This is a genomic window from Blastocatellia bacterium, from assembly GCA_025054955.1.
Taxonomy (GTDB): Bacteria; Acidobacteriota; Blastocatellia; order HR10; family J050; genus JANWZE01.
Genome location: JANWZE010000031.1, coordinates 14,726 through 38,719, shown reverse-complemented (window position 1 = coordinate 38,719; position 23,994 = coordinate 14,726). Strand labels below are relative to the sequence as shown.

Sequence of the window (23,994 nt, the reverse complement as noted above, 5' to 3'; positions counted from 1 at the left end):
ACAACAGCAAGTCACCGCCGATATGGAAAGGTCGCTAACGCATCCCAGCGTTTTGATTGCTGAGCAGCGCATGCCTGTTGGTAGATTTGTAGCAGGGTATCAACGTGTCGCTCGATGTTAAATCGCTCAACGGCCAGCCGGCGCGCCTGTCGGCTCATCGCCGCGGCTAGCTGCGAATCACTCAGAATTTTCTTAATGGCTCCAGCCAGCGCAGGGAGGTTTTTCACTTCCACCGAAAATCCGTTTTCGCCATCATGCAACCATTCAGAAATGCCACCAACAGCAAACGCGACAACCGGCTTGCCATGCTTAAGCGCCTCCACACCAACTAAGCCGAATGGCTCAGGCCACAGTGACGGAACAACGACCACACTGGCGTGACGATAACAGCGCTCAAGCTCATCCTGCTCAATCCAGCCTGTGAATTCGATCAGATGACGCGCCGGGCAGTTGGCGGCCATTCGCCTGAGCTGCTCGCGTTCTGGGCCATCGCCGACAATCACGACCCGACAAGGCATGTCAATATACTCCAACGCCGCCAACAGGTAGTGAGGCCCCTTGACCTCATAGAGCCGACCAACAAATAACAACACCGGCGGGTCAAGGGAAATCAGTGGCTCATCAACCAGACCTGCGTGAATGTCTATCCCAATTGGATTAACCACGAGATGCTCAGCATCAATGCCCACACTGATCAGTTCTTGCTTCATGTAGTGGCTGGCTACGATGAGCTTGGATAGTTTCGGCACCACCTCTAGCCAACGGCGCACGACGCCATAACTGGAGACAATCCGCCAGGGCCGCTGACTGCCGCAATGGTGAAGGTACGGCGCCATCAAACAATAGGGGCCGAACGGCCGACGACAAACCTCCTGCGTCCGCCGATAAAACTTTCCGTTGCCGGGGCAAAACTTGACGCTATGCGCATGAACAAATTGTACGGTTGGTCGCAATGTGGCTAAGTACTCTATCACGTCAGGCTCATCTAGGTTGTGCACCTGAATCACATCAGGAGCTATCTGTTCGATAGCTTGTCGGACGCGCTCGAATCGTTGCGAACGGCTGAAGCCCGATGCTTGCCGCAAGCAGGCTAGATGAATCTCTTGCCGGTCGGGCACGTGGAATAACCGATCCGATGAAGCAGCATATAGCACAGCGACCGTCACGCCACGTCGCTCTAGATGCGCAGATGTCTCCAGCAGATATTGCTCAACACCGCCAACTGGCGCATAGTGTTCATTGATTTGCAGCAGCTTCATAGATGCTGAGTTCGCGCCGTTGACATCCGGTTAGCTTGATCAAACATTGTCTGATGTAGTGTGCGCTCGCCAATAAACGTGGCTTCATACGCAGCTCGAATCAACGCAACCAACGCACGCCAGAGGCTTATAACCAGACAATCGGGTCGTAGGATATTGGCTCGATTGACCACGTGCTGGCGCAAGAGCTTCAGAATTGGGACGGCGCTATGATATGTTGGAAAGTTTTTGAAGAAGAAATAAAACTTGGGCCGTAACTCTTCAACCTCAGGCACAGACCTTCGCCGCCGCTCGACACGACATCCACCGCGCGGCGCAGCCAGATGATGAATGCCAGCACGTGGCTCATGCAGAATCTTTCCGCCAGCCAGATGAATGCGCCAGCCAAAATCATAATCAGCATGGTAATCATAGCGGCCATAGTTTTCATCAAAGCCGCCAACGCGCCGCGCTACCGAGCGGCGAACCGAACAATTACCGGAAAGCAGCAAAATCTTTTCTGTGCGGATAGCCAGGTTTGCCGGCACCTGCATCCAGCCGAGCGGCTGTTGTTGCGTGATGGCCGGCAGCTCGTAAATCAGCGGCAGCGGCTGACCACGCTCAGACCAAATCGCGCCTGTCACGGCAGCGACCGACGGATCACGGAAATTGGTCAGATGGGCGCGAATGAAATCCTTTTCAATCAGGATGTCATCATCAAGAAATAGCAAAATCTCGCCTGCGGCCTCGACGATCCCACAATTGCGTGCCCGCGACGCGCTGGGCATTTGCTGGTGAATAAGACGGATCGTTCCCGCCACTGCCAATTGGTTGAGAAATGCCTCAGTCGCCGGCTCGTGCTGAGGCGTTTGATCAATGACTAAGATTTCATCAGGTGGATAATCCTGATCGAGGAGTTGTTGTAGCGTATGACAAAGCTCCGCTTCGCGACGATAGGTAGGAATGATAACGGAGACTGTCAGCTCTCTCATGATCTTTCGGCCAAGCCATTCTAGCGAGGTCATCGGCATGCGTCAAACGCATCAACGATGTGCTTGACAGCCCCTTAGCGGCTTTGTATTCTCTTTCGTTTCAGAATCAATTAGGAGTCATCTCATCATGAAACGTACTTATCAACCCAATAATCGGCGACGCGCCAAGACCCATGGATTCCGCGCCCGTATGAGATCGCGCGGAGGCCGTGAGGTGCTCAAGCGTCGTCGCGCTAAGGGCCGAAAGCGCCTCACACCACATCACTATTAATGCATCCCAATGAGCGCTTCAGCAAACACGAGCGAATCCTCAAACAAGCTGATTTCCGGCAGGTCTACAGCCGTGGCCGGCGCTACCATTTCCCTTTATTCACGATCTTTGTGCTTGATAACGCCCAGGACGTATGCCGCTTGGGCATCACCGTCACCAAACGCATCGGTAGGGCCGTGGTGCGAAATCGCTGCAAGCGACTCCTGAAGGAAACATTTCGCCGAAACAAACGGTTTTTTCCTGTTCCAATGGATATCGTCGTCAATGTCAAACACTCTATGATCAACGCGACATACGCTGAGGTGGACAAACAATTCCGACGTTTTATTGAAAAATTGATGGAGGCAAGCGAAACGAATCGATGACGTGGCAACAGCTTGGCAAACAAATGGTGACTTTGCCAATTCTCGCCTATCAGTATGGCGTCTCACCATTGCTCTTGCCTTCGTGTCGTTTCATCCCGAGCTGCTCTGAGTACGCAAAACAAGCCATCGAGCGGTTTGGCGTTCGACAAGGATTGATCATGAGTTTGCGCCGCCTTCTGCGATGTCATCCGTTTCATCAGGGCGGGTATGATCCACCCACTGACGAGCCAATGGGCGACACTGGCCAGTCGTTCAGCGTCAAGGAGACATGAAGCGCACTGACAAAACTGAAAACTAATTCCTATGGAAAAGCGACACCTACTTTTCATCGTTCTCTCAACACTGGTGCTGGTTGTTTGGTACTACCTGTTCCCGCCCCAGGAAGTGCCGCCCCCCGCGTCGCACACGCAAACAGCAACCAAGCCTGAAACAGCTTCACCCGATACCAATCTGAGCACGTCCAACCAACCACCTGTGACCAGCTCGCCTCTACCGCCGGAGCAGCCTTCCACCAATGCGCCGCCAGCGCCAGAACGGCTGATTAAAGTACAAACGCCATACTGGCGCGCCACCTTCACGACGCGAGGTGCCGTGCCCGTTAGCTGGACAATTAAGAAAAATTACGCAGGGTTGCGCCCACTCATTCGGGGAGCCGATGGCAAAGAGTTAGAACTCATCACACAATCGCGGGATGTCTTAGACAAGCTGGGCGCGCCTCTGGAACTCGTTACCTCTGACCAACAGATTAACCAAACACTCAAATCCCATACCTACGCCGTCTCCCAATCTGCTGAGACGATGGAATTGGGCGAAAGCGACAGTCATGTACTTATCTTCTCTTTGCAAGCAAATGGGCTGGAAGTGGTCAAGCGATTTGTGTTCCGCGGAAACCGATATGATTTTGAATACGCCGTCACAGTGCGGCAAAACGGACAGCCCCTAGATACACAGATAGTTCTGGGACCGAACTTCGGTGATCAGAGTGTCACTGAGCTTGGAGGCTACATTGCTGGTCCAAGCGTCGTAGCAGATGTCAACGGCGTCGTGGAACGCGTTGATGCCAGTAACACCAGTGTTCAGCAAATGACTGGTCAAATCAACTGGATCAGTGCCGATGACAACTACTTCGCCCTGGCTCTGATCCTCGCCCAGCCGGTAGCCCAAGCAAGCATTCGCCATACAACCCAGATGGTCAATATCAACGGCACAGAGACACCAAAGCCGATTATCGCCACACTGACACCGATTCCTCAACAGATCACCCATCGGATGTTCGTCGGGCCTAAAGACCATAAAATTCTCGCTGAACTGGGTCGGGAACTGAAAAACCCAAGCCTTGAGCACTTGATCAGATACGGATTCATGACCTCGATCATTAAACCGATTGTCGTCGGTTTCTTGATCCCCGTCATGAACCTGGCCTACAAACTCACGCATAACTACGGAGTAGCCATTCTTCTGATCACCTTCGTCATCAACATGCTCTTCTTTCCCTTGAAGTGGAAGGGCGCTATCAAAATGAGACAAGCGCAAGCTATGCAGCCAAAGATGAAAGAGCTGCAAAACCAAATGAAACGATTGAAGAAAGACGATCCCAAGCTAAAAGAGCTCCAGATGGAGCAAATTCGCTTGATGCGCCAAGCCAACCCGTTGGGCGGATGCCTGCCGTTGCTTGTACAATTGCCATTCTTCTGGGCCTTTTTTGTGTTGCTGACAGTTTCTATTGATGTGCGCCACGCCCCCTTTTTTGGATGGATCAATAACCTTTCGCAACCCGATACCGTCTCTTTGTTCGGTTTCGACATGCACGTGTTGCCGATTTTGATGTGCCTTTCTATGATGGCCCAAACATTTGTGATGCCACCTCCGCCTGTCGCTCCAGACGATCCAGCACAGGTGGCCCAACAGAAAATTCAAAAAATCATGATGGGCGTGCTGATGCCCGTGCTGTTCACCTTCTTATTCTTCTGGAAAGCCCCTAGCGGCTTGGTACTCTATTGGATGTTCAGTAACATCGTGGCAACTGCCCAACAACTGGTGATCAATCGCATGATTCAAGCGAGTGCCGAGCAAACCCAAACAACCCTGGAGCCCAAACAAACTGAAGCTGCAAGTTGAGCAGGGCTTATACCAATTGTGAAGAGAACGATCACGTTCACGGAGCCAAGAAGCATGGCAGAACCTGAACTGACTGAGCGGCAATGTGCAATCTTCACTCGGTATTTGGTATTATAAAACCTCGGTGTGTTCGAGAACACGAACCTTGACGATACGATCAGCGCTATAGCGACGGCGCCAGGCCGTGGTGGCATTGGTATTGTTCGCTTGAGCGGAAGTAAGTCCCTATCCATTACTGAGCAGCTCTTCCGCGCTCGAGACCAGCGCCCTCTTGCTGCCAACATGGCGCGTGTCGGCTATATCTTTGATCCCCAATCAGGCGAAATTATAGATGAAGCTGTCGTCACGTTCTTCCAGAAACCAAAATCCTATACTGGGGAAGACCTCGTCGAGATCGGTTGCCACGGCAGTCCGATTGTACTGCGCCGCCTTCTAGAGCTCACCATCGAACGAGGAGCTAGACCAGCTCAACCTGGGGAATTTACGCTGCGTGCCTTTCTCAACGGGCGTATTGACCTTACTCAAGCCGAGGCGGTACGTGACCTGGTCGAGGCTCAGACAACCCATCAGGCCAAGGTGGCCGTTCAGCAGCTACAAGGCAGTTTGTCAAAACAACTACAGCCCATCAAAGAATGCCTCAAAGAGATGATCGTCCACCTTGAGACCGCTGTCGAATTTGTTGAGGACGACGTCAGCCCTGAGTCTTTAGACCGCATGAGCATCAAGCTTGATGAACTTTTGAAGGAATTAACTACATTAGAACAGTCTTTTGGCTATGGGCGCATTCTCCGCGAAGGCATCGAGCTTGTCATTGTAGGTCGGCCTAACGTTGGTAAGTCCAGCATTTTCAATAGATTATTAAACAAAGAGAGAGCCATTGTGACAGACATCCCAGGCACAACCCGTGATACCTTAAGCGATGCTGTTTCAATCGAGGGAATACCCGTTTACCTCACTGACACGGCGGGTATCCGTTCATCAACCGACCCAGTTGAAAAGTTAGGAGTTGTTCGTACTCGCACCGTTATGACAGAGGCTGATTTAATTTTGGTGGTTCTCAATGGAGCCGAGGAATTAACACAAGAAGATATGAATATTCTATCCGACACTAAACCGTTCCCAAGACTGATTGCGATCAATAAATCTGACCTTCCATCTGAACTTACATACGAGAGAATCGAATCGGCTGCTAACGGCTCAGCTTGGGTCCGTGTTTCTGCATTAACCACAGCAGGATTTGACGAGCTAAGAAAAAAAATTGTGGAAATGGTTACACAACATAGTACGGTGGGTGTAGAAAATGTTATACTCACCAATTCTCGACACCACGATCTGATTGTACGGGTGATCGAATCGCTGAAAGAGGCACGGAAAGCAGCAGAGGAAGGTTACTCAGAGGAAGTGGTTCTTGTAGGCTTACATCAAGGCTTGAGACTGTTGGGAGAAATAACCGGGGAAACGACAATTGAAGATATACTGGACAAGATATTTTCCACATTCTGTATAGGCAAATGAACGGGCAAATGACTCGATACCAGTTCGACGACCAATTCGATGTCATCGTAGTCGGAGGTGGCCATGCTGGGTGTGAGGCGGCATGGGCATCAGCTTGCATGGGACAGCGTACAGCTTTAATTTCAATCAAGAAAGACCTCATCGCCCAGATGTCCTGCAATCCAGCCATTGGCGGAATAGCCAAAGGGCACCTAGTAAGGGAGATTGATGCCCTAGGCGGTATCATGGGTCAAGTTATTGATCGTATCGGTATCCATTTTCGCTTGCTCAATCGTAGTCGTGGTCCAGCCGTTCAGTCACCCCGTGCCCAAGCAGATCGAACTGCCTATAGAAGTGAAATGCAACGCAGGCTGGCTCAACTGCCTAATCTCCAAATTATTGAAGGAGAAGTTGTTGACCTCATAATAGATAAAGCCCGCGTTATTGGCGTTGAGCTAACAGACCACAGACGGCTTGGCGCAAAAGCAGTCGTTATGACAACCGGCACGTTCTTGAACGGCCTTATCCATATCGGCAGAACAACCTTCACAGCCGGACGGTGCGGAGAGAAAGCGTCCATTCGCTTGGCCGAATCCATCAAAGGATTCAAATTCCGTGTTGGTCGCCTGAAAACAGGTACACCACCTAGACTCGATGGCCGAACAATTGACTTTTCAGCAACTGAGCGACAACCAGGCGATGATCAACCTGTCCCATTTTCTTTTACCACAGATAGAATTAAGCAACCTCAGATTGATTGCTTCATCGCCTATACAACACAAAAGACACACGAGATAATCAGACAAAACATTGATAAATCTGCACTTTATAGCGGATCAATCGTTGGAATCGGACCACGTTACTGTCCTTCAATAGAGGATAAAGTGGTTAAGTTTTCCGACAAAGAGCGTCACCAGATCTTTCTTGAACCCGAAGGATATTACACAAACGAAATTTACCCAAACGGATTGTCTTCAAGCCTGCCAGCAGATATTCAACTGAAAATGCTGAGAACAATTCCAGGCCTTGAAAAAGTCAAATTCATCCGTCCTGCCTATGCCATCGAATACGACTTCGTGGATCCAACTGAACTACACCCATGGCTTGAAACCAAAAAGATTCAAGGATTGTTTCATGCGGGACAAATCAACGGAACAACAGGATACGAAGAAGCAGCGGCCCAAGGAATCATGGCAGGCATCAATGCAGCACTAAGAGCACGAGGCGATGATCCACTGATTTTACCTCGAACTCAAAGTTACATCGGTATCTTAATTGATGATCTAGTAACCAAGGGGGTTGATGAACCTTATCGAATGTTTACATCTCGGGCAGAAACCAGACTCCTTTTGCGTTACGATAATGCGGATGCAAGACTCACGGAAATTGGGTACCGTCTAGGACTGATTTCTAGCGACCGTTACTTCTCATTCCTCAGCAAACAGAAACGGATAAGCCAATTGAAAAGCTTCTTTATCAATCAAAAAATCTCTCCACAATCTCCCGGTGCTGAACTCTTTTATCACCAAACAGCGATCAAACTAACCGAACCAACTCAAATAGCCAACCTGATTCGTAGACCAGAAGTTTCATGGCAACACCTCATTCAATTCATTCCACCAGCTCTCAGGGAAGATCTAAGCCCAGAAGAACTATCCGTCGTTGTTAATGACTTCAAGTATGAAGGATATGCCATCAATCAACAACAACTTGCACGGAAAATAGATAAAGCTGACTCACAGCCAATCCCACCTACTCTTGATTATCAGAGTATCCCCGGTCTCTCTCGCGAGATGGTCGAAAAGTTCACACGAGTTCTTCCGCGTACAATTGGGCAAGCCCGCAGAATTCCTGGAGTCACGCCAGCAGCTATCTCTCTTCTGTATCTTCATATTCAACTTCGATCCAAACGTGACCAAACAAAAGCACCACGATAGAGCGGCTGCCTTCCAGCAGGCTCTTCACCAACTAGCCCCATCTTTTGGGCTCAATATGAACGATGCGCTCGCAAAAGCCCTCTCTGACCACTATATAGCCATGCTCAAGTGGAACAAAGTTGCACACTTAACATCGGTGGTTGATCCCTATGAAGCAGCCAGGATTCATTATTTGGAGTCGCTCTATGCTTCCCAGTTCATCCAACCACAGCTGGAATCACTAGTTGATATTGGGTCAGGTCCGGGGTTTCCAGGTATTGTGCTAGCTACTATAAGACCAACGCTTAAAGTGGTTCTCATCGAAAGCCAATCTCGCAAGGCTTCATTCCTTAAAAACATATCGCGAGAGCTTGGACTTTCGAACATTGCCGTTTTTCATGGGCGATTTCAAGAGTACCAAAACCAGTGTTTTGATTTGGTCTCTTGCCGTGCTATTGATAAAATGGCAACTATCTTGCCGGAGATTTTTTTATTTGCCAAAGCCTGCTATCAAATCCTGTTTTTTTCCGGCAATGAACTGTTTTACAAATGCTTAGACTTATTCAAAGAAAATTGGGATGCCACCAGATACAAAATCCCTTTATCAAGGAATCGCTGGATTATTTCATTATTAAAAATTGTTCCACGTGAAACTAATACCAATTGCGGCGGAAAAACCCACGTTCATGGAGCCCAAAAGCCCGCCGAGACCTGAACCGCCTGAGCGGCAATCTGCGATCTTCACCCGGCATTTGATATGAGACTTAACAGCGTTTCACGTGAAACGAAACCCTGTTTCGATCATTTTTGGCCGTGCCGAAACCCTTAATTTGATGCGGATTTTGGTTTCACGTGAAACAACCCCCGTTTCGATTATTTTCCTTTCATTTTCTATTGAATTGTGGTATTTTCAAGAAAACTTGGATGAGAGTCCTTGCATATGGGACGAATCATATCAATAGCCAACCAAAAAGGGGGAGTAGGAAAGACTACGACTGCCATAAACCTCGCTGCCTCTATGGCAGAGGCTAAAGCTAAGACGCTCCTTATAGACCTTGATCCTCAAGCTAATGCAACATCAGGTATGGGTATTAAAAGGCAAGCCTTCACCAGAAGCATGTACCACGTGCTTGTCCTAGATGAGCCTATCCATACTGTAATACAGCCGACAGAAATTGAGAGCCTTTTTGTCTGTCCATCGGACCGAAATCTTACGGGTGCTGAGCTGGAAATGGTTGAGCTTGAGCGACGTGAATTCAAACTTAAGCAAGTTCTTGATCCCATTAGGGATTCATACGATTACATTATCATTGATTGCCCTCCCTCACTTGGATTGCTAACACTTAATGCCCTTACAGCGGCTGACTCTGTCTTAATACCTATTCAATGTGAATACTTTGCTCTGGAGGGCGTTTCTGACCTGTGGGACACTCTTGTTCGCATCAGGCGTACACTGAACCCTACTCTGTCAATTGAGGGGTTTTTGCTGACTATGCATGACGAACGAACAAACCTATCAAGTCAAGTAGTCAGCGACTTACGAGATTTTCTCGGCTCACAGGTTTTCAAAACTGTCATTCCTCGCAATGTGAGACTAGCAGAGGCGCCCAGTCATGGCAAGCCAATCATCCTATATGACTCACGGTCTAGAGGGGCTGAACGCTATCGTAACTTAGCTCAGGAGGTGAGATATAACAATGACAAGAAGAGCGCTCGGCAGGGGGCTTAGTGCATTACTAGCTGAAGCCCAACCTCGCGAGGAACAGTTTATAGAAGTTGACATTGACTCTATTGATCCCAGTGAGTATCAACCTCGAACCAGCTTCAATACCCAAAAACTAGAAGAGTTAGCACAATCTATTCGCGAAAACGGGATCGTGCAACCGTTACTAGTTCGTCGAAATGGATTTCGATACCAACTAATATCTGGCGAGCGCCGTTGGCGTGCTTCCCAAATGGCTGGGCTAAAAAGGGTTCCTGTTGTTGTTCGCGATATACCCGACGAAAAGGTCCTTGAACTTTCCCTGATAGAAAATATTCAACGCGAAAATTTGAATCCAATCGAAGAAGCTCAAGCTTTTCAAAAACTTATTGATGTGCTGGGGATAACCCAGGAGGAGGTAGCTAAGCGAGTGGGACGAGATCGAACTTCGATAACGAACTACGTTCGCTTACTTAAACTTCCAAAAGACATTCAGGAGCTGGTAGAGCAGGAGCGCCTTTCAATGGGTCACGCTCGTGCAATTTTGGGACTCATGACGCTTGACTTGCAACGACAACTCGCCCATGAGGTTATTGCGAAAGGCCTTTCTGTCCGTGCCACAGAGCAAGCAGTACAAAAATTGAACAATGCGACAAAAAAGGTAACCAACAAAAAGCCCAAGCAGCAAGTCACCTTTGACGCAAATGTACACGCTGCTGTTGAAAAGCTCCGTCGGAAGCTTAACACCCAAATCCGTGTCTTTCCTACCGCAAAAGGAGGAAAACTAGAGATAGAGTTTTACTCAGATGAAGACTTTGATCGAATTTATAAAATTCTCATGCAATGAGGAAGAACACCAACATGAAATTTCGCAATCTCAAAGCTCCTCAAGTACGTGGATTCCTCGATCTAGGAACAGAAATCGTTGGAGATTTACGATTTTCCGATGTTCTTCACCTACACGGAAGGCTTAAGGGAGGTATATTTTCCGAAGGAGAACTCGTCATAGGTGAACATGGTCTTGTCGAAGGAAACGTTGAGGTTGCTGTACTAACATTAGGCGGGACAATCACTGGAAACGTGGTTGCTACTGAAAAGATTCACCTATTATCCACAGGTCGAGTCCAGGGAGATATTTTCACACCTATCCTCAAAGTTGATGAAGGTGCAATGCTGGAAGGTGTTGTCAACACCATAAGGCCTAATGAAAAAGAGCCTTCTACTTTAATCCGAGAACCAAAATCGTCCATCTTGGCCGACACAAACGGTGTACATACCGGGTAATTTTAACGTTGGGAGGTAACAATGTTAAATAACGAGAATCAAGTCCAATCAAATGCCAATGAAGAAATTATCTACCATGCAGTTGAAAAAGAAGGAGTAATAACCGCTATCTGGGAAATGAAGGGAAAGAAGCACATTCGGACAATTGATCCCAATAGTACCGAAGGTCGCAGAATTCTTGATTCATATAAGCCAGCAGAAAAAAACGATTAATATTGCAAATTGCATATACTCTTCATAAGCAACGCCTGTCTGTTTCTCGATCTCTGCACTTAGAATCTGGATGGAGCTGGTTTCTCACAAGCAGCCTTTGTCGGCTTCTTTCTACTGTGATAGTCGTTTGCCCCTGAATCGTGCCTCCCATTATTTATAGCGATGTTCGCTTGTCGTCGGCCTCCTTCTACTGGGGTGGTCGTTTGCTTCCCGCAGATCAAAGCTAGCACTCCGTTAATTCAATCAAGAATGTATAAATTTGGGATTAGCTGTGGATTTCTCTTGCAAAAGAATGGAAAATATGTTACCCTAGCAAAAGTTTTCAACAGGTTAAATTATTGTAATTTATAATGTTACGTACTTAAAACTTATTTTCAGGTGGATTATAACAGGGCTGTGGAAAAGTTGTGGAAAAAAACATTAGTTATTAAATATCAATGACTCTTAAATGCAATCTGGGTTTGCCATTTTCAATATTGCAGATAGAACTTAAAGATTACATTTAGGACAACGAAGATATGACGATGGCGACGTGGGAGTCAATTCTAGGAATGATTGAGAAAAGGGTGAATCATCAGAGTTATAGCGCGTGGTTTTTATCCATGAATTTCATAGAAATTAAAGACAATAACATCATCGTTGAGGTTGCCAATGAGATGTTCCGTGATTGGGTGGTAGATAACTACATGGATGTTATTAAAGACTCACTAAAAGAACTAAACTTAGGTCATTTACAGATGCGATTCATCATAAAAGGACAAAACAACTCCCCTCAACCTGATAATAACCTCCCTATACAAACACCAATAAAACTTGACAATCAGAACTCGTTTTTCGATTTAGAGGAAGAGGAATTTGCCTCACCCGCAGCGAGATTCGTTGATATTGAACCTGTTGACTTACCGCTAAATCCCAAGTACACGTTTGAAACGTTTGTCGTAGGAGCCTCGAACCAATTCGCCCACGCAGCAGCCATGGCTGTTGCTGAATCGCCGTCAAAAGCATACAACCCGCTTTATATTTATGGTGGTGTAGGCCTAGGAAAAACCCACCTCATGCATGCCGTAGGACACGCCATAAAAGCCCGCAACAAGCATTTAAGGTTATGTTACATATCCTCCGAACGATTCATGAACGAGCTAATTAATTCAATTCGATATGATAAGACTTTGACTTTCCGTGAAAAACACAGGAACATTGACATTCTTCTCATGGATGATATCCAATTCCTAGCCGGAAAAGAGCGAACCCAAGAGGAGTTTTTCCATACGTTTAATGCGCTGTACGATGCTCAAAAGCAGATCGTTATTAGCAGCGACTGCCCTCCCAAGGATATTCCCACTTTGGAAGAACGGCTGCATTCACGCTTCGAATGGGGCTTGATTGCTGATATTCAACCGCCTGATTTGGAAACCAAAGTGGCTATCCTCAAACGAAAGGCAGAACAGGAAAAAATTGACCTTCCTGACAACGTTGCTCTTTTCATCGCAAGCAAAATAAAATCCAATATCCGTGAACTGGAAGGAGCGCTTGTTCGACTTGTAGCTTACTCCTCTCTGACAGGATCACCTATAAACCTAGCCCTTGCCCAAGAAACTCTGAAAGGAATCATTGATGAAAATGAAAAAAACATCACAATTGAGCTTATTCAGAAGGTCGTTGCCGAACATTATGGGGTACGAGTGGCAGACCTAAAGTCCAAAAACAATTCGCGCAGTGTCGCTTTTCCTCGTCAAGTTGCGATGTACCTTTGCAAAAGACTAACGAAAGCTAGTTTCCCTGAGATAGGAAGGGTGTTCGGAGGTAAGCACCATACCACTGTTTTGCATAGCTATAATAAGATTAGCGAGCTATACGAAAAACAAGAAGATTTCCACAGATTTATCAACAGCCTAATTTCTAGATTTTAGTTATGTTAAATATAATTTTCCACATCCCCCCCCTGTGGACGACCTGTGGAAAAAAAATAATGGGCTCCAGGAAAACGAGTTTTCCACAGATTTTTATTTTTTCCACAGTTTATTCACATTTTTTTCAACAGGCTACGCTCTGCCTAATAATTGATAAACAAACAAATACAAAGTTATTCGACTTTTCCACAGGCCCTACTACTACTACTATCCTTATATATCAGCATTTTTATAACAGATAACAGTGAAAGGGAGACTCACATCAATGTTACAAATCAAAGTCAAAAAATCCGATTTTCAGCAAGAATTGGGACTTGTGCAATCGGTCGTAGAGAAAAGAGCGACAATTCCAATTCTTTCCAATATCCTCATTGAATCGTCCGAGGCTGGCATTATCATTCATGGAACCGACTTGGACGTTAGTTTGCAAACCCAATGCCCTGCTGTAGTGGACTCTTCGGGTGGTGTGGCCATTGATGCAAGGAAACTATTTGAGATTGTCCGCAGTCTACCCGAGGCGGAGATTCACCTCAAGGGCGATGAAAATAACCGTGTTAGTTTGCAATGCGAGCGGGTGCGCTTCAAAATAGCCGGTTTGGGAAAGGAAAATTTTCCCCAGATTCCCAAATTTCCGTCGGCACGGTTGAGTATACCAGGTGGTACATTCAAAGCCTGCATTGCGCGAACCATATTTGCAACCACGCAGGAAGAATCGCGGTATGCGCTGTCGGGCATTCAACTGGAGGCGCTCTCCGATAACGTTTTGAGAATGGTTGCGACTGATGGGCATCGGTTGGCGATTGTTGATAAGCAAATTGAGACGTCGCTATGGGAAGAAGGTCTGAAGGTATTGATTCCCAAGAAGGCGCTTCATGAGTGCAGCAAGCTGATTGCGAACCCCGATGAGTTTGTTGACATCAGCGTGGATGAAAATCACGTCTATTTTCGCGTTGGTCATCGGGAGTTGGCGGCTCGCCTGTTGACCGGTCAATTTCCAAACTATGAGATGGTTTTGCCCAAGGACAATGATCGGATTGCTCAAGTCAGTAGTGAAGCGATAGCAGCGGCGCTGCGGCGCGTCTCACTGGTAAGCGATGAGCGCAGTCATGCTGTGAAGTTGGAGTTTCAGTCTGGGCGCATTGAGTTAACGTCTCGAGGCAGCGTAAGTGATGAAGAGGCAGTTGAGGATTTGCTGGCCGATTACGAAGGTGACCCGTTTGAGATCAGTTTCAACAGTCGTTACTTACTAGACTTTTTCAACGTTGTTGACGCTGCTGATGTGCGGATTGAATTGATGAGCAACACAAGTCCAGCATTGATCCGGCCGGCCACTGAGCAAGAGGGGTATAGATATGTTGTTATGCCGATGAGAGTGTAGCGTCACGCACGAAAGGCCGGCTGATTTATGGAACATTCGCATTGTGGGATGCACATCTGAAACGGGCAAAATATCTTCTCAGCCTAATTTTTCGGGTAGGCGCTCAGTTTCATGTGTGTTTGATGATTGTTGTTTGTCTTCTAATTGGGGTTCAGCCACTCCTTTCTTGAAAGCACGGATGCTTTCTCCCAGTCCTCTAGCTAATTCAGGCAATCGTCGCGCACCAAACAGCAGGAGAATGATCAACAAGATGATGATTAGTTCAGTCATCCCTAAGCTTCCAAACATACTCAGTTACCTCTCAGTTAATATGAACCTAAAACTACGCTCAATTCTAAACCTTGCCATTTGTCTAAGTCAACGAACAAGCTCGCGCGGGCATTTGTAGCGTTGAGAGATTCAGTGGTTGTGCCGGTCTGAAATTTGGCCGCTGGAGGCGTCAGTCTTCTAACCTTCTTGACTCTAGACAAAATGCAAAGTCCGGCGATATGATACCGGCCTTTCTACTGATCTTCGTATGGATTTGAACAAGGTGTCTAGCTACGATAGCGATATTGTACCGACTCGCCGACGGCTAGAAGTGAACACGTATCTCGTATTCGCTGGGATGATCATAACGTCGCTCGTTGTGGGGGATTCAAGAGCCATTTTCGGGACGCTGCTTGGAGGAGGACTAGGTTTGCTCAATTACCGCTGGCTTTCTTCGAGTTTGAGTGTAATCATCCCGACGGCTGCTCAGATTAACCGTGTTCCTCGCTGGACAGCGGCAAAATTCGTATTGCGGTATGTGGTGGTTGGTTCAGCTATAGGATTGGCTTTGTGGAGTGGCTGGTTTGATTTGTTATGGTTGGTTATTGGCTTTTGTTGTTGTGTTATTGCCTTGATGATGGAAGCGGTGTACCAAATTTGGCTGATGATGGGACGTAGCGAGGAGGGGATAAAATGATTGGGATCATGATGAGTTTGGCGCCACAGGCCGCAGAGCATGCTGCTGGGCATAGCGACTCAAGTGGACACCATGTTTCGATCATTACTGAGTGGGTTAACCATCTGCTTGGTCCGGCGGTGTATCAGCTTCAGAAAGCGATCATGCCGTCATTGTATGGATTATTTGGCGCGGAGTGGCACGGTGACGCCAATATGCCGATTCCGAACCACATGGTAATGTTCTTCATCGCCGTCTTGATTTCGACGGTAGTTTTGTATTGGTTACGAGGCAAGCTTTCGGTTGAACGGCCCACTAATCGGCAGCAAGTGTTTGAATTATTGATTGACGGGATTCGCAGTTTAATTAGGGAAAATATCGGGCCGCATGGAATGAAATATTTTCCCGTGATTGGCACGTTTGCTGTGTTGATCGGAGTCTGCAATTTGATGGGGCTGATTCCATTTCTTCAACCTCCGACGGCGAATTTCAATGTGACGCTGGCGTTGGCTGTGATGTCGTTTCTTTATTACAACTATGTTGGCATTAAAGAAAACGGACTCTTCGGTTATCTCAAGCATTTCGCCGGGCCGAGTGCAGCCATGGCGGTATTGTTTTTCCCGGTAGAGATTATTTCCAATTTGGCTCGTATTGTTTCGTTATCCATGCGGTTGCTGTGGAATATATTTGGTGATGAAACGCTAGCGGGAGCATTTGCTCAAATCTTTGCCTGGGTATTGCCGATCATGTTAATGCCGTTGGCATTGTTTGTCGCGCTGATGCAAGCGTTCATCTTCACGATGCTCTCGATTCTTTATGTGAGTGAGGTGACTCATCATCATGAGGCGCATGAAGTGAGTATTACGCGGGAGGAAGCGCATGGTGTGCCTGCGCAAGCATGAATGGATTGAAGCGGAGAGCGAAGGGCGTGCTTATGAGCATGCCTTTGGCTCTAGGCTTCAGACCTAGAGCAGAGGAACCGATGACTTGGACGCTCCGCAAGATAATCAGTTCGCTGTTGTATGGAGCTTTTGTTGTAAGAGGGAGACAAGAGTATACCTGGCAGCGAAGGACTTATATTCTCGCCAAGCAGTCGGCGAGGGTGGGAACGTGGTCAAGCATTCAGTTCCTTTGCACACTCTAAGCATAGGAGATAAGCATGCGGACCAAGCTACGTTCTGTTGTTCTTTCGATGGGGACGTTTTTAGCATTCTCGGTGCCCGTTTTTGCACAGGGGCAAGCATCGCATAGCGGTGGCATGACCGACAAATCATGGATGGCCATCGCCATTGCGCTAGGCATGGCCATTGCGGCTGGCCTGGCAGCCTTGGCTGACTCACGAGCGATCAGCGCGGCCTGTGAAGGAGCGGCGCGTAATCCTGGCGCTGCCGCGCGTATTCAGACGTTGATGCTGATCGGGTTGGTGCTCATCGAAACGTTGGTGTTGTTTACGTTCGCGATGATCTTTCTGAAAATTCCTACGCTCACTCTATAAGTAGGTTGAGCGGCAGAGAGGGTGACACAGGAGAGTGACTCGGACAGTCCTCTCCTGTGGTCTCAGCAGGTGTTGCAAAATGAGAAAGGGATTGCTCGTTCTGGTATCCTTGATGATGTTGCTGGGCATGAGCCATGCCGCGACTCGCAACCGCTATGCTCAGCCTGATATGCTTGTGGAAACAGACTGGCTGGCTCGTCATCTGGACAATCCACGCATTCGAATTGTTGATACTCGCTCTGTTGAGGCGTATGCCAGCGGGCATATTCCTGGTGCCGTGCATTTTGATACGGCCAAGCTCCGCACTACGGATAGTGAGACTGAATACATTCCGCTGCCTGAAGATTTCGTGGTGATGATGGGGCAGTTAGGCATTTCTCCAAAGACCCGCGTGGTGATCTACGATGACCGCGGCGGCGTCGTTGGCGTGCGACTTTGGTTTGTGTTGGATTATTACGGGCACCGCAAGGTGAGTCTCCTCAATGGCGGGTGGAACAAGTGGATCAAGGAAAAGCGGCCTGTGACGACAGAAACGCCGATGGTCGCCAAAACGGCATTCACAGTCAGGCCCAACCGCCAAACGGTTTGTACTTTAGAGCAAGTGAAAACGAGTTTGCACAACCCGAATGTTATGATTGTTGATGCGCGGTCGCCGGATGAGTATACTGGCAAAGACAAGCAGAGAAACCAGCGCGGTGGGCATATCCCCGGCGCGGTGAATATTGAATGGAAGAATAATCTCGCAGATGATGGGACGTTTAAGTCAGCCGATCAATTGTGGCGTTTATACCGGCAGGCGGGCCTCAAGCCTGACAAAGAAATTGTTACCTATTGTCAGAGCGGCGGTCGTGCGTCGCACACATTGTTTGTTTTGCGATTGATTGGTTTTCAGAGGAGTCGCGCTTATTACGGCTCGTGGCAGGAATGGGGCAATCGTGATGACACGTTGGTTGAGACGGCCACTCCGCAACCGAACACCCTTCCCGAGCGTGAATGAAGAAAACTACCGCCAACCGTTCGACAAAGCTCTGCCTGGTCGCCGACTCCACCCGACGGTGATTGCTGCTGGCTGGGCCAGTTTTCTCAACGATGCCAGCAGCGAGATGATTTATCCGTTGTTGCCTGTCTTCCTGACAAGCGGATTAGGTATCAGCATCTGGTGGGTTGGTGTTATTGAAGGCATTGCTGAGAGCACGGCCAGTTTGGTTAAGCTCATTTCCGGGTGGATTTCGGATCGCTGGCGCAGGCGAAAGCAACTGGTTTTGATCGGTTATTTGCTGGCTGCGGTTTCTCGACCGCTGCTGGCTGTGGCTGTGACCGGCTGGCAAGTTTTAGGACTTCGCTTCGCGGATCGTATCGGCAAAGGCATTAGAGGAGCGCCGCGCGATGCATTGGTTGCAGACTATACGGAGGCGTCTGATCGTGGATTGGCCTATGGCTATCATCGCATGATGGATCATGCCGGCGCTGTAGCCGGGCCGTTGTTGGCGGCATTTTTGTTGGCCACATTCGAGGTAGGGTATCGGGCAATGTTCGCCTGGGCAGCGGTGCCGGCGGCGTTGTGTGTCATCACAGTTTGGATATTTGTCAAAGAGCCAGCCTGGAAACAGCCTCAAGCACAAACATGGCCAGCGCAGTCACTGACACATTGTTGGCGGACTGTAGATGGGCGGTTGAAAGGGTTATTGTTAGCTGTCGGGTTGTTTGCCTTAGGAAATTCCAGTGATGCGTTCTTGATTTTACGAGCAAGAGAGCTTGGTGTGAGGTTGGAGCTCATTCCTATCATTTGGATCGTGCTCCACTTGAGCAAGTCGTTACTCTCGATTCCGGGTGGGGTATTGTCAGATCGCATTGGCCGCCGCTCGACAATTCTGATGGGGTGGATGATTTACGCCTTGGTGTACATTGGCTTCGCTTATTCGTGGGCGGCGTGGCAGGCATGGGCATTGTTTGCTGTTTATGGCTTGTACTTTGGGCTTACGGAAGGCGTCGAGCGCGCGTTTGTGGCTGATGTCGTGAAGCCAGAGGAACGAGGAACGGCGTTTGGCTTATATAATTTTGTCATTGGGGTTGCTGCCTTGCCGGCCAGTGTAGTATTTGGCGGCATGTGGCAGACGATTGGTTTTCGAGGGGCGTTTCTTTTTGGAGCTGGGCTAGCGCTGGCTGCCTGTGTGGTGTTGATACTGCTAACCAGGAGGATGCAAGCGACTGATGAGTGTGCCGCTTGATCACGTGTGGATGCAATTTGCCCTGGACGAGGCAGAGGATGCCCTCAAGCGGGACGAAGTGCCTATTGGGGCGGTTGTTGTCCTTGAAGAGCGCATTATCGGGCGGGGACACAATCGCGTCATTACGGATCATGATCCGACGGCGCATGCCGAAATTGTCGCGCTTCGGGATGCCGCTCAAACGATTGAGAACTATCGGCTCGTTGATGCCACGCTCTATGTAACGATTGAGCCGTGTGCCATGTGCGCCGGAGCGTTAGTCAATGCCCGGATCAAACGATTGGTGTATGGAGCGAAAGACGAAAAAGCGGGCGCGGTTGAATCGGTGTTTGGTATTTGCACGGATCCACGGCTGAATCATCAGGTTCAGGTTCAAGGCGGCGTGCTTGAGCAAGAGTGCCGTGAGATCATTCAGTCCTTTTTTCGTCAAAAGCGTGCCAATTCGCAGTGAGCTGGTCGGAGCAGGTGGCGCCTGATTGCAGCTCAACGAAGGACAGAATCTCGCACTCGAAGTGGTGTGAGCAGGTCGGCGCATGATTTCAACAGTCGGTATTGCTCGATGCTCTCTGAGGCGTCTCTTGCAGGTATGGCGTTAGGTTTTTCAGGTGACGTGGCCTGATGTTTTGCCAAACGCAGTTCAGGCCGGTAGAATGAACATCTATCATCCTCAACAAAGGAATTGCAGGCTATTATGGAGACACGAGATGATTCTCTCATCATTGCCGGGCACACGTTCCGCTCCCGGCTGATCATTGGCACAGGCAAATATACTTCTCCGCAGATCATGCAGCAAGCGCACGAGCGCAGCGGGGCTGAGCTTGTCACAGTTGCGGTCCGGCGCATCAACCTGGATCGTCGTGAGGACTCGCTGTTGAATTACATAGACCTGACCAAATTCAAGCTCCTACCCAATACGGCAGGTTGTTACACTGCTGACGAAGCGATTCGCACAGCGCATCTGGCCCGCGAAGCGCTTCAGACGCCGTTTATCAAGTTGGAGGTCATTGGCGACGAACAAACGCTGTTTCCCGACAATCAAGCGACGTTGGAGGCAGCGGCTCGCTTAGTTAAAGAAGGGTTCATTGTCATGCCCTACGTTACCGATGATTTGATCATTGCCAAAAAGCTTGTTGATGTCGGCGTTGCTGCGGTCATGCCGTTGGCGGCGCCGATTGGGTCGGGACTGGGCATTCAAAATTTTTCCACCCTGCGTATCTTGCGTGAGATGGTCACGGAGGTGCCGTTGATCGTGGACGCCGGCGTCGGCACAGCTTCGGATGCGACCATCGCAATGGAGCTTGGTTACGACGGCGTGCTGATGAACACGGCGATTGCTCAAGCCAAGAATCCGCCGTTGATGGCTGAGGCCATGAAGCACGCGATTATCGCCGGGCGGCAGGCCTATCTGGCTGGGCGAATTCCTAAGAAACTTTATGCCACGGCCAGTAGCCCATTGGAAGGTGTTGTCCGGTAGCGATCATTTGTCACGTCTCATAGGTCAATTGTAATTTTGTGCTGGCAATGACTGATGGTGAACAACGAGTGACGAATGACGCGCTCTCAACCGACACGGGATAATGGCCTGACCATCGCCGAGTGGCGCTTTGACCGGTTGCGGCGACAGTCGGGGTTTGTGCTGGCCCCTTTGGTGTTTATTGGCTTGCTGCTGTATCCCATGCCGTCGCTCACGCCGCAGGCGCATCGTCTGGCCGCCATTGCAGCGGCCACCGCGGTGCTATGGATGACTGAAAGTCTCCCCTTGCCTGTCACCGCGTTGCTGGCGGCCACGGCTTGCGTTGTGTTGCGGGTGGCAAAAGCGCAGGAGGTCTTTCCCACATTTGCTGATCCGGTCATCTTTCTGTTCATCGGATCGTTTATTCTCGCGCGGGCAATTTTTGTTCATCACTTGGATCGGCGGCTAGCCGAGTATGTGATCAATCTGCCCTGGATTGGCGCTCGTCCGGCGCGTGTGTTGTGGGCGATGGGCGCGTTGACGTTTTTTATTTCGATGTGGATCAGTAACACGGCGACGGCTGCCATGATGCTGCCCATTGGTCTTTCGATTATTGGCCGATTGCCTACAGTTAATGGAGAGCTGCTGCCGCAGGACCGCCGCTATGCCGCCGCGTTGATGCTCATCATCGCTTATGCGGCATCGGTTGGTGGCATTGCAACGCCAGTGGGAACGCCGCCGAATGTGCTGACGATGGGTTTTCTCCGGCAACTGACGCCCTACAGCATCTCATTCTTTGGCTGGATGTTGGTTGCGTTGCCGATTACGTTGCTGATCTTCGGGCTCATCGCTCTCTTGTTGGCGTGGTCATCACCGGCGTCGGTCAATGAGCTTTCGTTAGTCAATGCGCCCGCGCGTGGCTCGCTGACTCGGGCGCAGCGAAGCGTCGCCATTGCTTTTACGCTGACGGTCACGCTCTGGATACTTCCCGGCGCCATAGGAATTTTCCTTGGCCCGGATCATCCCTGGTCACGTGCGTTGCAAGAGGTGTTGCCGGAAAGCGTGGCCTCGCTCATTGGCGCGGTCTCGCTCTTCATTCTGCCGGCTGATCCAGAGGTGCCCGGCGTCACTCGTCGCGCGATGCGATGGTCTGAGGCAGCGGCTATTGATTGGGGCACGGTGTTGCTGTTTGGCGGCGGGCTCACGCTGGGCCACTTGTTACGTCAAACCGGGTTGGCCGAGCAGATTGGTGAAGCGTTGAAGGGCCTGGTGCAGGTTGACTCGCCTCTCGGCGCCGGGCTGCTGATGATTTTCGTCGCCACGCTCGTCAGCGTGCTGATGAGCGAATTCCTATCAAACACCGCATCGGCCACCATGCTGATTCCAATTGTGATTGCGACGGCTCAAAGCGCCCAGCTTCATCCGCTGCCGGCGACGCTTGGCGCCGCCTTCGGCGCGACGATGGGATTCATGTTGCCCGTTTCCACACCGCCCAACGCGATTGCTTACGGCTCCGGCTATATCCCAATCACGCGAATGGTTCGGTATGGAGTGTTCCTTGATGTGATCGGCATCATTACCATTACGGTTGGTGTCTATCTGTTAAGTTCGTTGATTCAATGAGAGTTCTTCATATTGCTATATTGCTAGTAGCGATGCGGGAGAAACGATGAAAGACAACCATCACTCATTGACTGATTGCAAATCTGTTGAAAGGTGGCTGATTGGCACTGTGCTGATTCTTCTGGTGCGCATGCTGACGGTGGACGCAGGAACGGCTAGCCGGCCGACGCCGATGCGTCATCAACATGAACAGAGGCCGTTTTATGTATTGTTTGATAACACCAAGGGCGAGACGGCTGGCAATGCTGACTGGGTGATTGATGCCACTGGCAATGATCCATTGCGCGTCACGCCGATTGTGCCACTGCCGCCAAATCCCCTTGTGGAAACTGACTGGGATGGCGCGTTATCATCGTGGGGCGTCGAGCTGACTCGCAGCGGCCGCGCGCGTGCCAACTCATTGCCTGCTGTGACCGGACGCATCACGTTCAACGACGTTACCAATCCACAAGACCTATCGAAGTATCACGTCTTCGTTGTTTGCGAGCCCAACATTGAATTCACCGTCGCTGAGCGCCAGGCCATCATCGCGTTCGTTGAAAACGGTGGCGGGCTGTTCATCATCGGCAATCACTTAGGTTCAGATCGCAACAATGATGGTGTGGATGCGCCGCGCATCTGGAACAATCTATTTCTCCAGGCGACGCAATCACGGCTTGATTTCGGCTTGCGCTTCAACCTGGTGAACATCGCGCGTGAGAATCCTGATCTGTTGGGCGATCTCAATGATCCAGATGTTCATGCCATTGTGCATGGTCCATTTGGTGACGTGCGTGGCACAATCCTCCGATCGGGGGCAGACATGCTACTGGAGCCGATGACGAATCCGGCGGCGCGTGGTGTGTTGTTTCGTCGAGGCTTTTCACCGAGCGGGCGCTCAGGCGTCGTTGCGGCATTCAGTCGCGTTGGCCGGGGCCGTATTTTTGCCCTCGGTGATAGTTCCCCGGCTGATGACGGAACGGGCGATCCGACGGACGATCTATTCAACGGTTGGCGTGATCCGGCCGGAACGAATCGCGAATTGATACTGAATGCGACAGTCTGGCTGGCCGGCAGCGCGACGGTCAGCGATGAACCGACGTTGATTGGCATCACGCCCCGCGCCGTTCCTGCTGGACGGACGCTGACCCTTTTGATCAATGCCCGCAACAGTCACTTCGTTGCCGGACAGACGACCGCCTGGTTTGGCGATGACATCGTGGTGAATGCCATCTCGGTGACTGATGCGGAAACGCTCATGGCCAACATCACCGTGCCATTGGGCGCGCCTGCTGGCTCCCGAACTGTCCGCATCGTCACCGGCAATCAGGTGATCGAAGCGCCGGATAGCTTGATTATTCCCTGAGGCATCAATCCCTGAGGCATCAACGGAGTAAGTATCACTCATCG

Annotated in this window: 24 protein-coding genes; 21 read left to right on the top strand and 3 right to left on the bottom strand. The window is 49.7% G+C overall.

The genetic code is table 11. The features are described 5' to 3' along the window. Positions 1-11: 11 nt before the first annotated feature. Both NZ823_03865 and NZ823_03860 read right to left on the bottom strand, forming a co-directional pair. On the bottom strand, positions 12-1,259 hold the full coding sequence (locus NZ823_03865; GenBank protein ID MCS6804264.1) for a glycosyltransferase family 4 protein: 1,248 nt from the start codon (positions 1,257-1,259) through the stop codon (positions 12-14). Beyond that, positions 1,256-2,230: a glycosyltransferase family 2 protein gene (locus tag NZ823_03860; GenBank protein ID MCS6804263.1), complete on the bottom strand. Its 975-nt coding sequence runs from the start codon at positions 2,228-2,230 to the stop codon at positions 1,256-1,258. Before NZ823_03860 ends, NZ823_03865 begins: the two co-directional genes overlap by 4 nt. Before the next feature lie 127 nt (positions 2,231-2,357). Between NZ823_03860 and rpmH the strand changes: the two genes are divergently transcribed. The 12 genes from rpmH to dnaN all read left to right on the top strand — a co-directional run bounded on the left by rpmH (position 2,358) and on the right by dnaN (position 14,881). Next, on the top strand, positions 2,358-2,501 hold the full coding sequence (gene rpmH, locus NZ823_03855; GenBank protein ID MCS6804262.1) for a 50S ribosomal protein L34: 144 nt from the start codon (positions 2,358-2,360) through the stop codon (positions 2,499-2,501). A gap of 361 nt (positions 2,502-2,862) precedes the next feature. Then, positions 2,863-3,138: a membrane protein insertion efficiency factor YidD gene (yidD, locus tag NZ823_03850; GenBank protein MCS6804261.1), complete on the top strand. Its 276-nt coding sequence runs from the start codon at positions 2,863-2,865 to the stop codon at positions 3,136-3,138. Positions 3,139-3,169: 31 nt separating this feature from the next. Next, the gene (yidC, locus tag NZ823_03845) at positions 3,170-4,984 is read left to right on the top strand and encodes a membrane protein insertase YidC (GenBank protein MCS6804260.1); all 1,815 of its coding nucleotides are present in this window, start codon (positions 3,170-3,172) and stop codon (positions 4,982-4,984) included. A gap of 126 nt (positions 4,985-5,110) precedes the next feature. Next, entirely contained in the window at positions 5,111-6,499 is a 1,389-nt protein-coding gene (mnmE, locus tag NZ823_03840; GenBank protein ID MCS6804259.1) for a tRNA uridine-5-carboxymethylaminomethyl(34) synthesis GTPase MnmE, read from the top strand. An 8-nt stretch (positions 6,500-6,507) separates the two neighbouring features. Then, positions 6,508-8,415, top strand: a complete 1,908-nt coding sequence (gene mnmG / locus NZ823_03835) for a tRNA uridine-5-carboxymethylaminomethyl(34) synthesis enzyme MnmG (protein ID MCS6804258.1) — start codon at positions 6,508-6,510, stop codon at positions 8,413-8,415. Then, a complete protein-coding gene (rsmG, locus tag NZ823_03830) occupies positions 8,390-9,109 on the top strand; it encodes a 16S rRNA (guanine(527)-N(7))-methyltransferase RsmG (GenBank protein MCS6804257.1) in 720 nt (239 codons plus the stop codon). The genes mnmG and rsmG overlap by 26 nt, the downstream gene beginning before the upstream one ends. Positions 9,110-9,334: 225 nt before the next feature. After that, positions 9,335-10,123 (top strand): AAA family ATPase, encoded by a 789-nt coding sequence (locus tag NZ823_03825; GenBank protein MCS6804256.1) that lies wholly within the window; start codon positions 9,335-9,337, stop codon positions 10,121-10,123. Then, complete coding sequence (locus NZ823_03820; GenBank protein MCS6804255.1) at positions 10,092-10,943, top strand: ParB/RepB/Spo0J family partition protein; 852 nt, start codon at positions 10,092-10,094, stop codon at positions 10,941-10,943. Before NZ823_03825 ends, NZ823_03820 begins: the two co-directional genes overlap by 32 nt. A 14-nt stretch (positions 10,944-10,957) precedes the next feature. Beyond that, positions 10,958-11,380, top strand: a complete 423-nt coding sequence (locus NZ823_03815; protein MCS6804254.1) for a polymer-forming cytoskeletal protein — start codon at positions 10,958-10,960, stop codon at positions 11,378-11,380. 21 nt (positions 11,381-11,401) lie between these two features. Beyond that, on the top strand, positions 11,402-11,593 hold the full coding sequence (locus NZ823_03810; protein ID MCS6804253.1) for a hypothetical protein: 192 nt from the start codon (positions 11,402-11,404) through the stop codon (positions 11,591-11,593). 524 nt (positions 11,594-12,117) lie between these two features. Then, positions 12,118-13,503 (top strand): chromosomal replication initiator protein DnaA, encoded by a 1,386-nt coding sequence (gene dnaA / locus NZ823_03805; GenBank protein MCS6804252.1) that lies wholly within the window; start codon positions 12,118-12,120, stop codon positions 13,501-13,503. 265 nt (positions 13,504-13,768) lie between these two features. Next, positions 13,769-14,881 carry a DNA polymerase III subunit beta gene (dnaN, locus tag NZ823_03800; protein ID MCS6804251.1) on the top strand — a complete coding sequence of 371 codons (1,113 nt, stop codon included), beginning with the start codon at positions 13,769-13,771 and terminating at the stop codon, positions 14,879-14,881. A gap of 78 nt (positions 14,882-14,959) precedes the next feature. On the opposite strand, the gene NZ823_03795 is transcribed toward dnaN, so the two are convergent. After that, positions 14,960-15,151: a twin-arginine translocase TatA/TatE family subunit gene (locus NZ823_03795; GenBank protein ID MCS6804250.1), complete on the bottom strand. Its 192-nt coding sequence runs from the start codon at positions 15,149-15,151 to the stop codon at positions 14,960-14,962. A gap of 247 nt (positions 15,152-15,398) precedes the next feature. Here NZ823_03795 and NZ823_03790 point away from each other — a divergent pair, with 247 nt between their 5' ends. From NZ823_03790 to NZ823_03750, 9 genes are all read left to right on the top strand, one after another. After that, positions 15,399-15,827 (top strand): ATP synthase subunit I, encoded by a 429-nt coding sequence (locus NZ823_03790; GenBank protein ID MCS6804249.1) that lies wholly within the window; start codon positions 15,399-15,401, stop codon positions 15,825-15,827. Then, the gene (gene atpB / locus NZ823_03785) at positions 15,824-16,708 is read left to right on the top strand and encodes a F0F1 ATP synthase subunit A (GenBank protein ID MCS6804248.1); all 885 of its coding nucleotides are present in this window, start codon (positions 15,824-15,826) and stop codon (positions 16,706-16,708) included. Before NZ823_03790 ends, atpB begins: the two co-directional genes overlap by 4 nt. 257 nt (positions 16,709-16,965) lie before the next feature. Next, complete coding sequence (locus NZ823_03780; protein MCS6804247.1) at positions 16,966-17,301, top strand: ATP synthase F0 subunit C; 336 nt, start codon at positions 16,966-16,968, stop codon at positions 17,299-17,301. A gap of 79 nt (positions 17,302-17,380) precedes the next feature. After that, complete coding sequence (locus tag NZ823_03775) at positions 17,381-18,298, top strand: sulfurtransferase (protein MCS6804246.1); 918 nt, start codon at positions 17,381-17,383, stop codon at positions 18,296-18,298. Beyond that, the gene (locus tag NZ823_03770) at positions 18,291-19,529 is read left to right on the top strand and encodes an MFS transporter (GenBank protein MCS6804245.1); all 1,239 of its coding nucleotides are present in this window, start codon (positions 18,291-18,293) and stop codon (positions 19,527-19,529) included. Before NZ823_03775 ends, NZ823_03770 begins: the two co-directional genes overlap by 8 nt. Next, the gene (gene tadA / locus NZ823_03765; GenBank protein MCS6804244.1) at positions 19,513-19,980 is read left to right on the top strand and encodes a tRNA adenosine(34) deaminase TadA; all 468 of its coding nucleotides are present in this window, start codon (positions 19,513-19,515) and stop codon (positions 19,978-19,980) included. Before NZ823_03770 ends, tadA begins: the two co-directional genes overlap by 17 nt. Before the next feature lie 240 nt (positions 19,981-20,220). Next, a complete protein-coding gene (locus NZ823_03760) occupies positions 20,221-21,003 on the top strand; it encodes a thiazole synthase (protein MCS6804243.1) in 783 nt (260 codons plus the stop codon). 75 nt (positions 21,004-21,078) lie between these two features. Further along, complete coding sequence (locus NZ823_03755; GenBank protein MCS6804242.1) at positions 21,079-22,605, top strand: DASS family sodium-coupled anion symporter; 1,527 nt, start codon at positions 21,079-21,081, stop codon at positions 22,603-22,605. Positions 22,606-22,651: 46 nt separating this feature from the next. Beyond that, positions 22,652-23,950, top strand: coding sequence for a hypothetical protein (locus NZ823_03750; protein ID MCS6804241.1), 1,299 nt, complete (start codon positions 22,652-22,654; stop codon positions 23,948-23,950). The last annotated feature ends 44 nt before the right edge of the window (positions 23,951-23,994 follow it).

Coding starts and splice junctions, on each gene's coding strand:
- NZ823_03865 (MCS6804264.1), bottom strand. CDS start 1,259: ATGAAGCTGCTGCAAATCAATGAACACTATGCGCCAGTTGGCGGTGTT.
- NZ823_03860 (MCS6804263.1), bottom strand. CDS start 2,230: ATGAGAGAGCTGACAGTCTCCGTTATCATTCCTACCTATCGTCGCGAA.
- rpmH (MCS6804262.1), top strand. CDS start 2,358: ATGAAACGTACTTATCAACCCAATAATCGGCGACGCGCCAAGACCCAT.
- yidD (MCS6804261.1), top strand. CDS start 2,863: ATGACGTGGCAACAGCTTGGCAAACAAATGGTGACTTTGCCAATTCTC.
- yidC (MCS6804260.1), top strand. CDS start 3,170: ATGGAAAAGCGACACCTACTTTTCATCGTTCTCTCAACACTGGTGCTG.
- mnmG (MCS6804258.1), top strand. CDS start 6,508: ATGACTCGATACCAGTTCGACGACCAATTCGATGTCATCGTAGTCGGA.
- NZ823_03825 (MCS6804256.1), top strand. CDS start 9,335: ATGGGACGAATCATATCAATAGCCAACCAAAAAGGGGGAGTAGGAAAG.
- NZ823_03820 (MCS6804255.1), top strand. CDS start 10,092: ATGACAAGAAGAGCGCTCGGCAGGGGGCTTAGTGCATTACTAGCTGAA.
- NZ823_03815 (MCS6804254.1), top strand. CDS start 10,958: ATGAAATTTCGCAATCTCAAAGCTCCTCAAGTACGTGGATTCCTCGAT.
- NZ823_03810 (MCS6804253.1), top strand. CDS start 11,402: ATGTTAAATAACGAGAATCAAGTCCAATCAAATGCCAATGAAGAAATT.
- dnaA (MCS6804252.1), top strand. CDS start 12,118: ATGGCGACGTGGGAGTCAATTCTAGGAATGATTGAGAAAAGGGTGAAT.
- dnaN (MCS6804251.1), top strand. CDS start 13,769: ATGTTACAAATCAAAGTCAAAAAATCCGATTTTCAGCAAGAATTGGGA.
- NZ823_03795 (MCS6804250.1), bottom strand. CDS start 15,151: ATGACTGAACTAATCATCATCTTGTTGATCATTCTCCTGCTGTTTGGT.
- NZ823_03790 (MCS6804249.1), top strand. CDS start 15,399: ATGGATTTGAACAAGGTGTCTAGCTACGATAGCGATATTGTACCGACT.
- atpB (MCS6804248.1), top strand. CDS start 15,824: ATGATTGGGATCATGATGAGTTTGGCGCCACAGGCCGCAGAGCATGCT.
- NZ823_03780 (MCS6804247.1), top strand. CDS start 16,966: ATGCGGACCAAGCTACGTTCTGTTGTTCTTTCGATGGGGACGTTTTTA.
- NZ823_03775 (MCS6804246.1), top strand. CDS start 17,381: ATGAGAAAGGGATTGCTCGTTCTGGTATCCTTGATGATGTTGCTGGGC.
- tadA (MCS6804244.1), top strand. CDS start 19,513: ATGAGTGTGCCGCTTGATCACGTGTGGATGCAATTTGCCCTGGACGAG.
- NZ823_03760 (MCS6804243.1), top strand. CDS start 20,221: ATGGAGACACGAGATGATTCTCTCATCATTGCCGGGCACACGTTCCGC.
- NZ823_03755 (MCS6804242.1), top strand. CDS start 21,079: ATGACGCGCTCTCAACCGACACGGGATAATGGCCTGACCATCGCCGAG.
- NZ823_03750 (MCS6804241.1), top strand. CDS start 22,652: ATGAAAGACAACCATCACTCATTGACTGATTGCAAATCTGTTGAAAGG.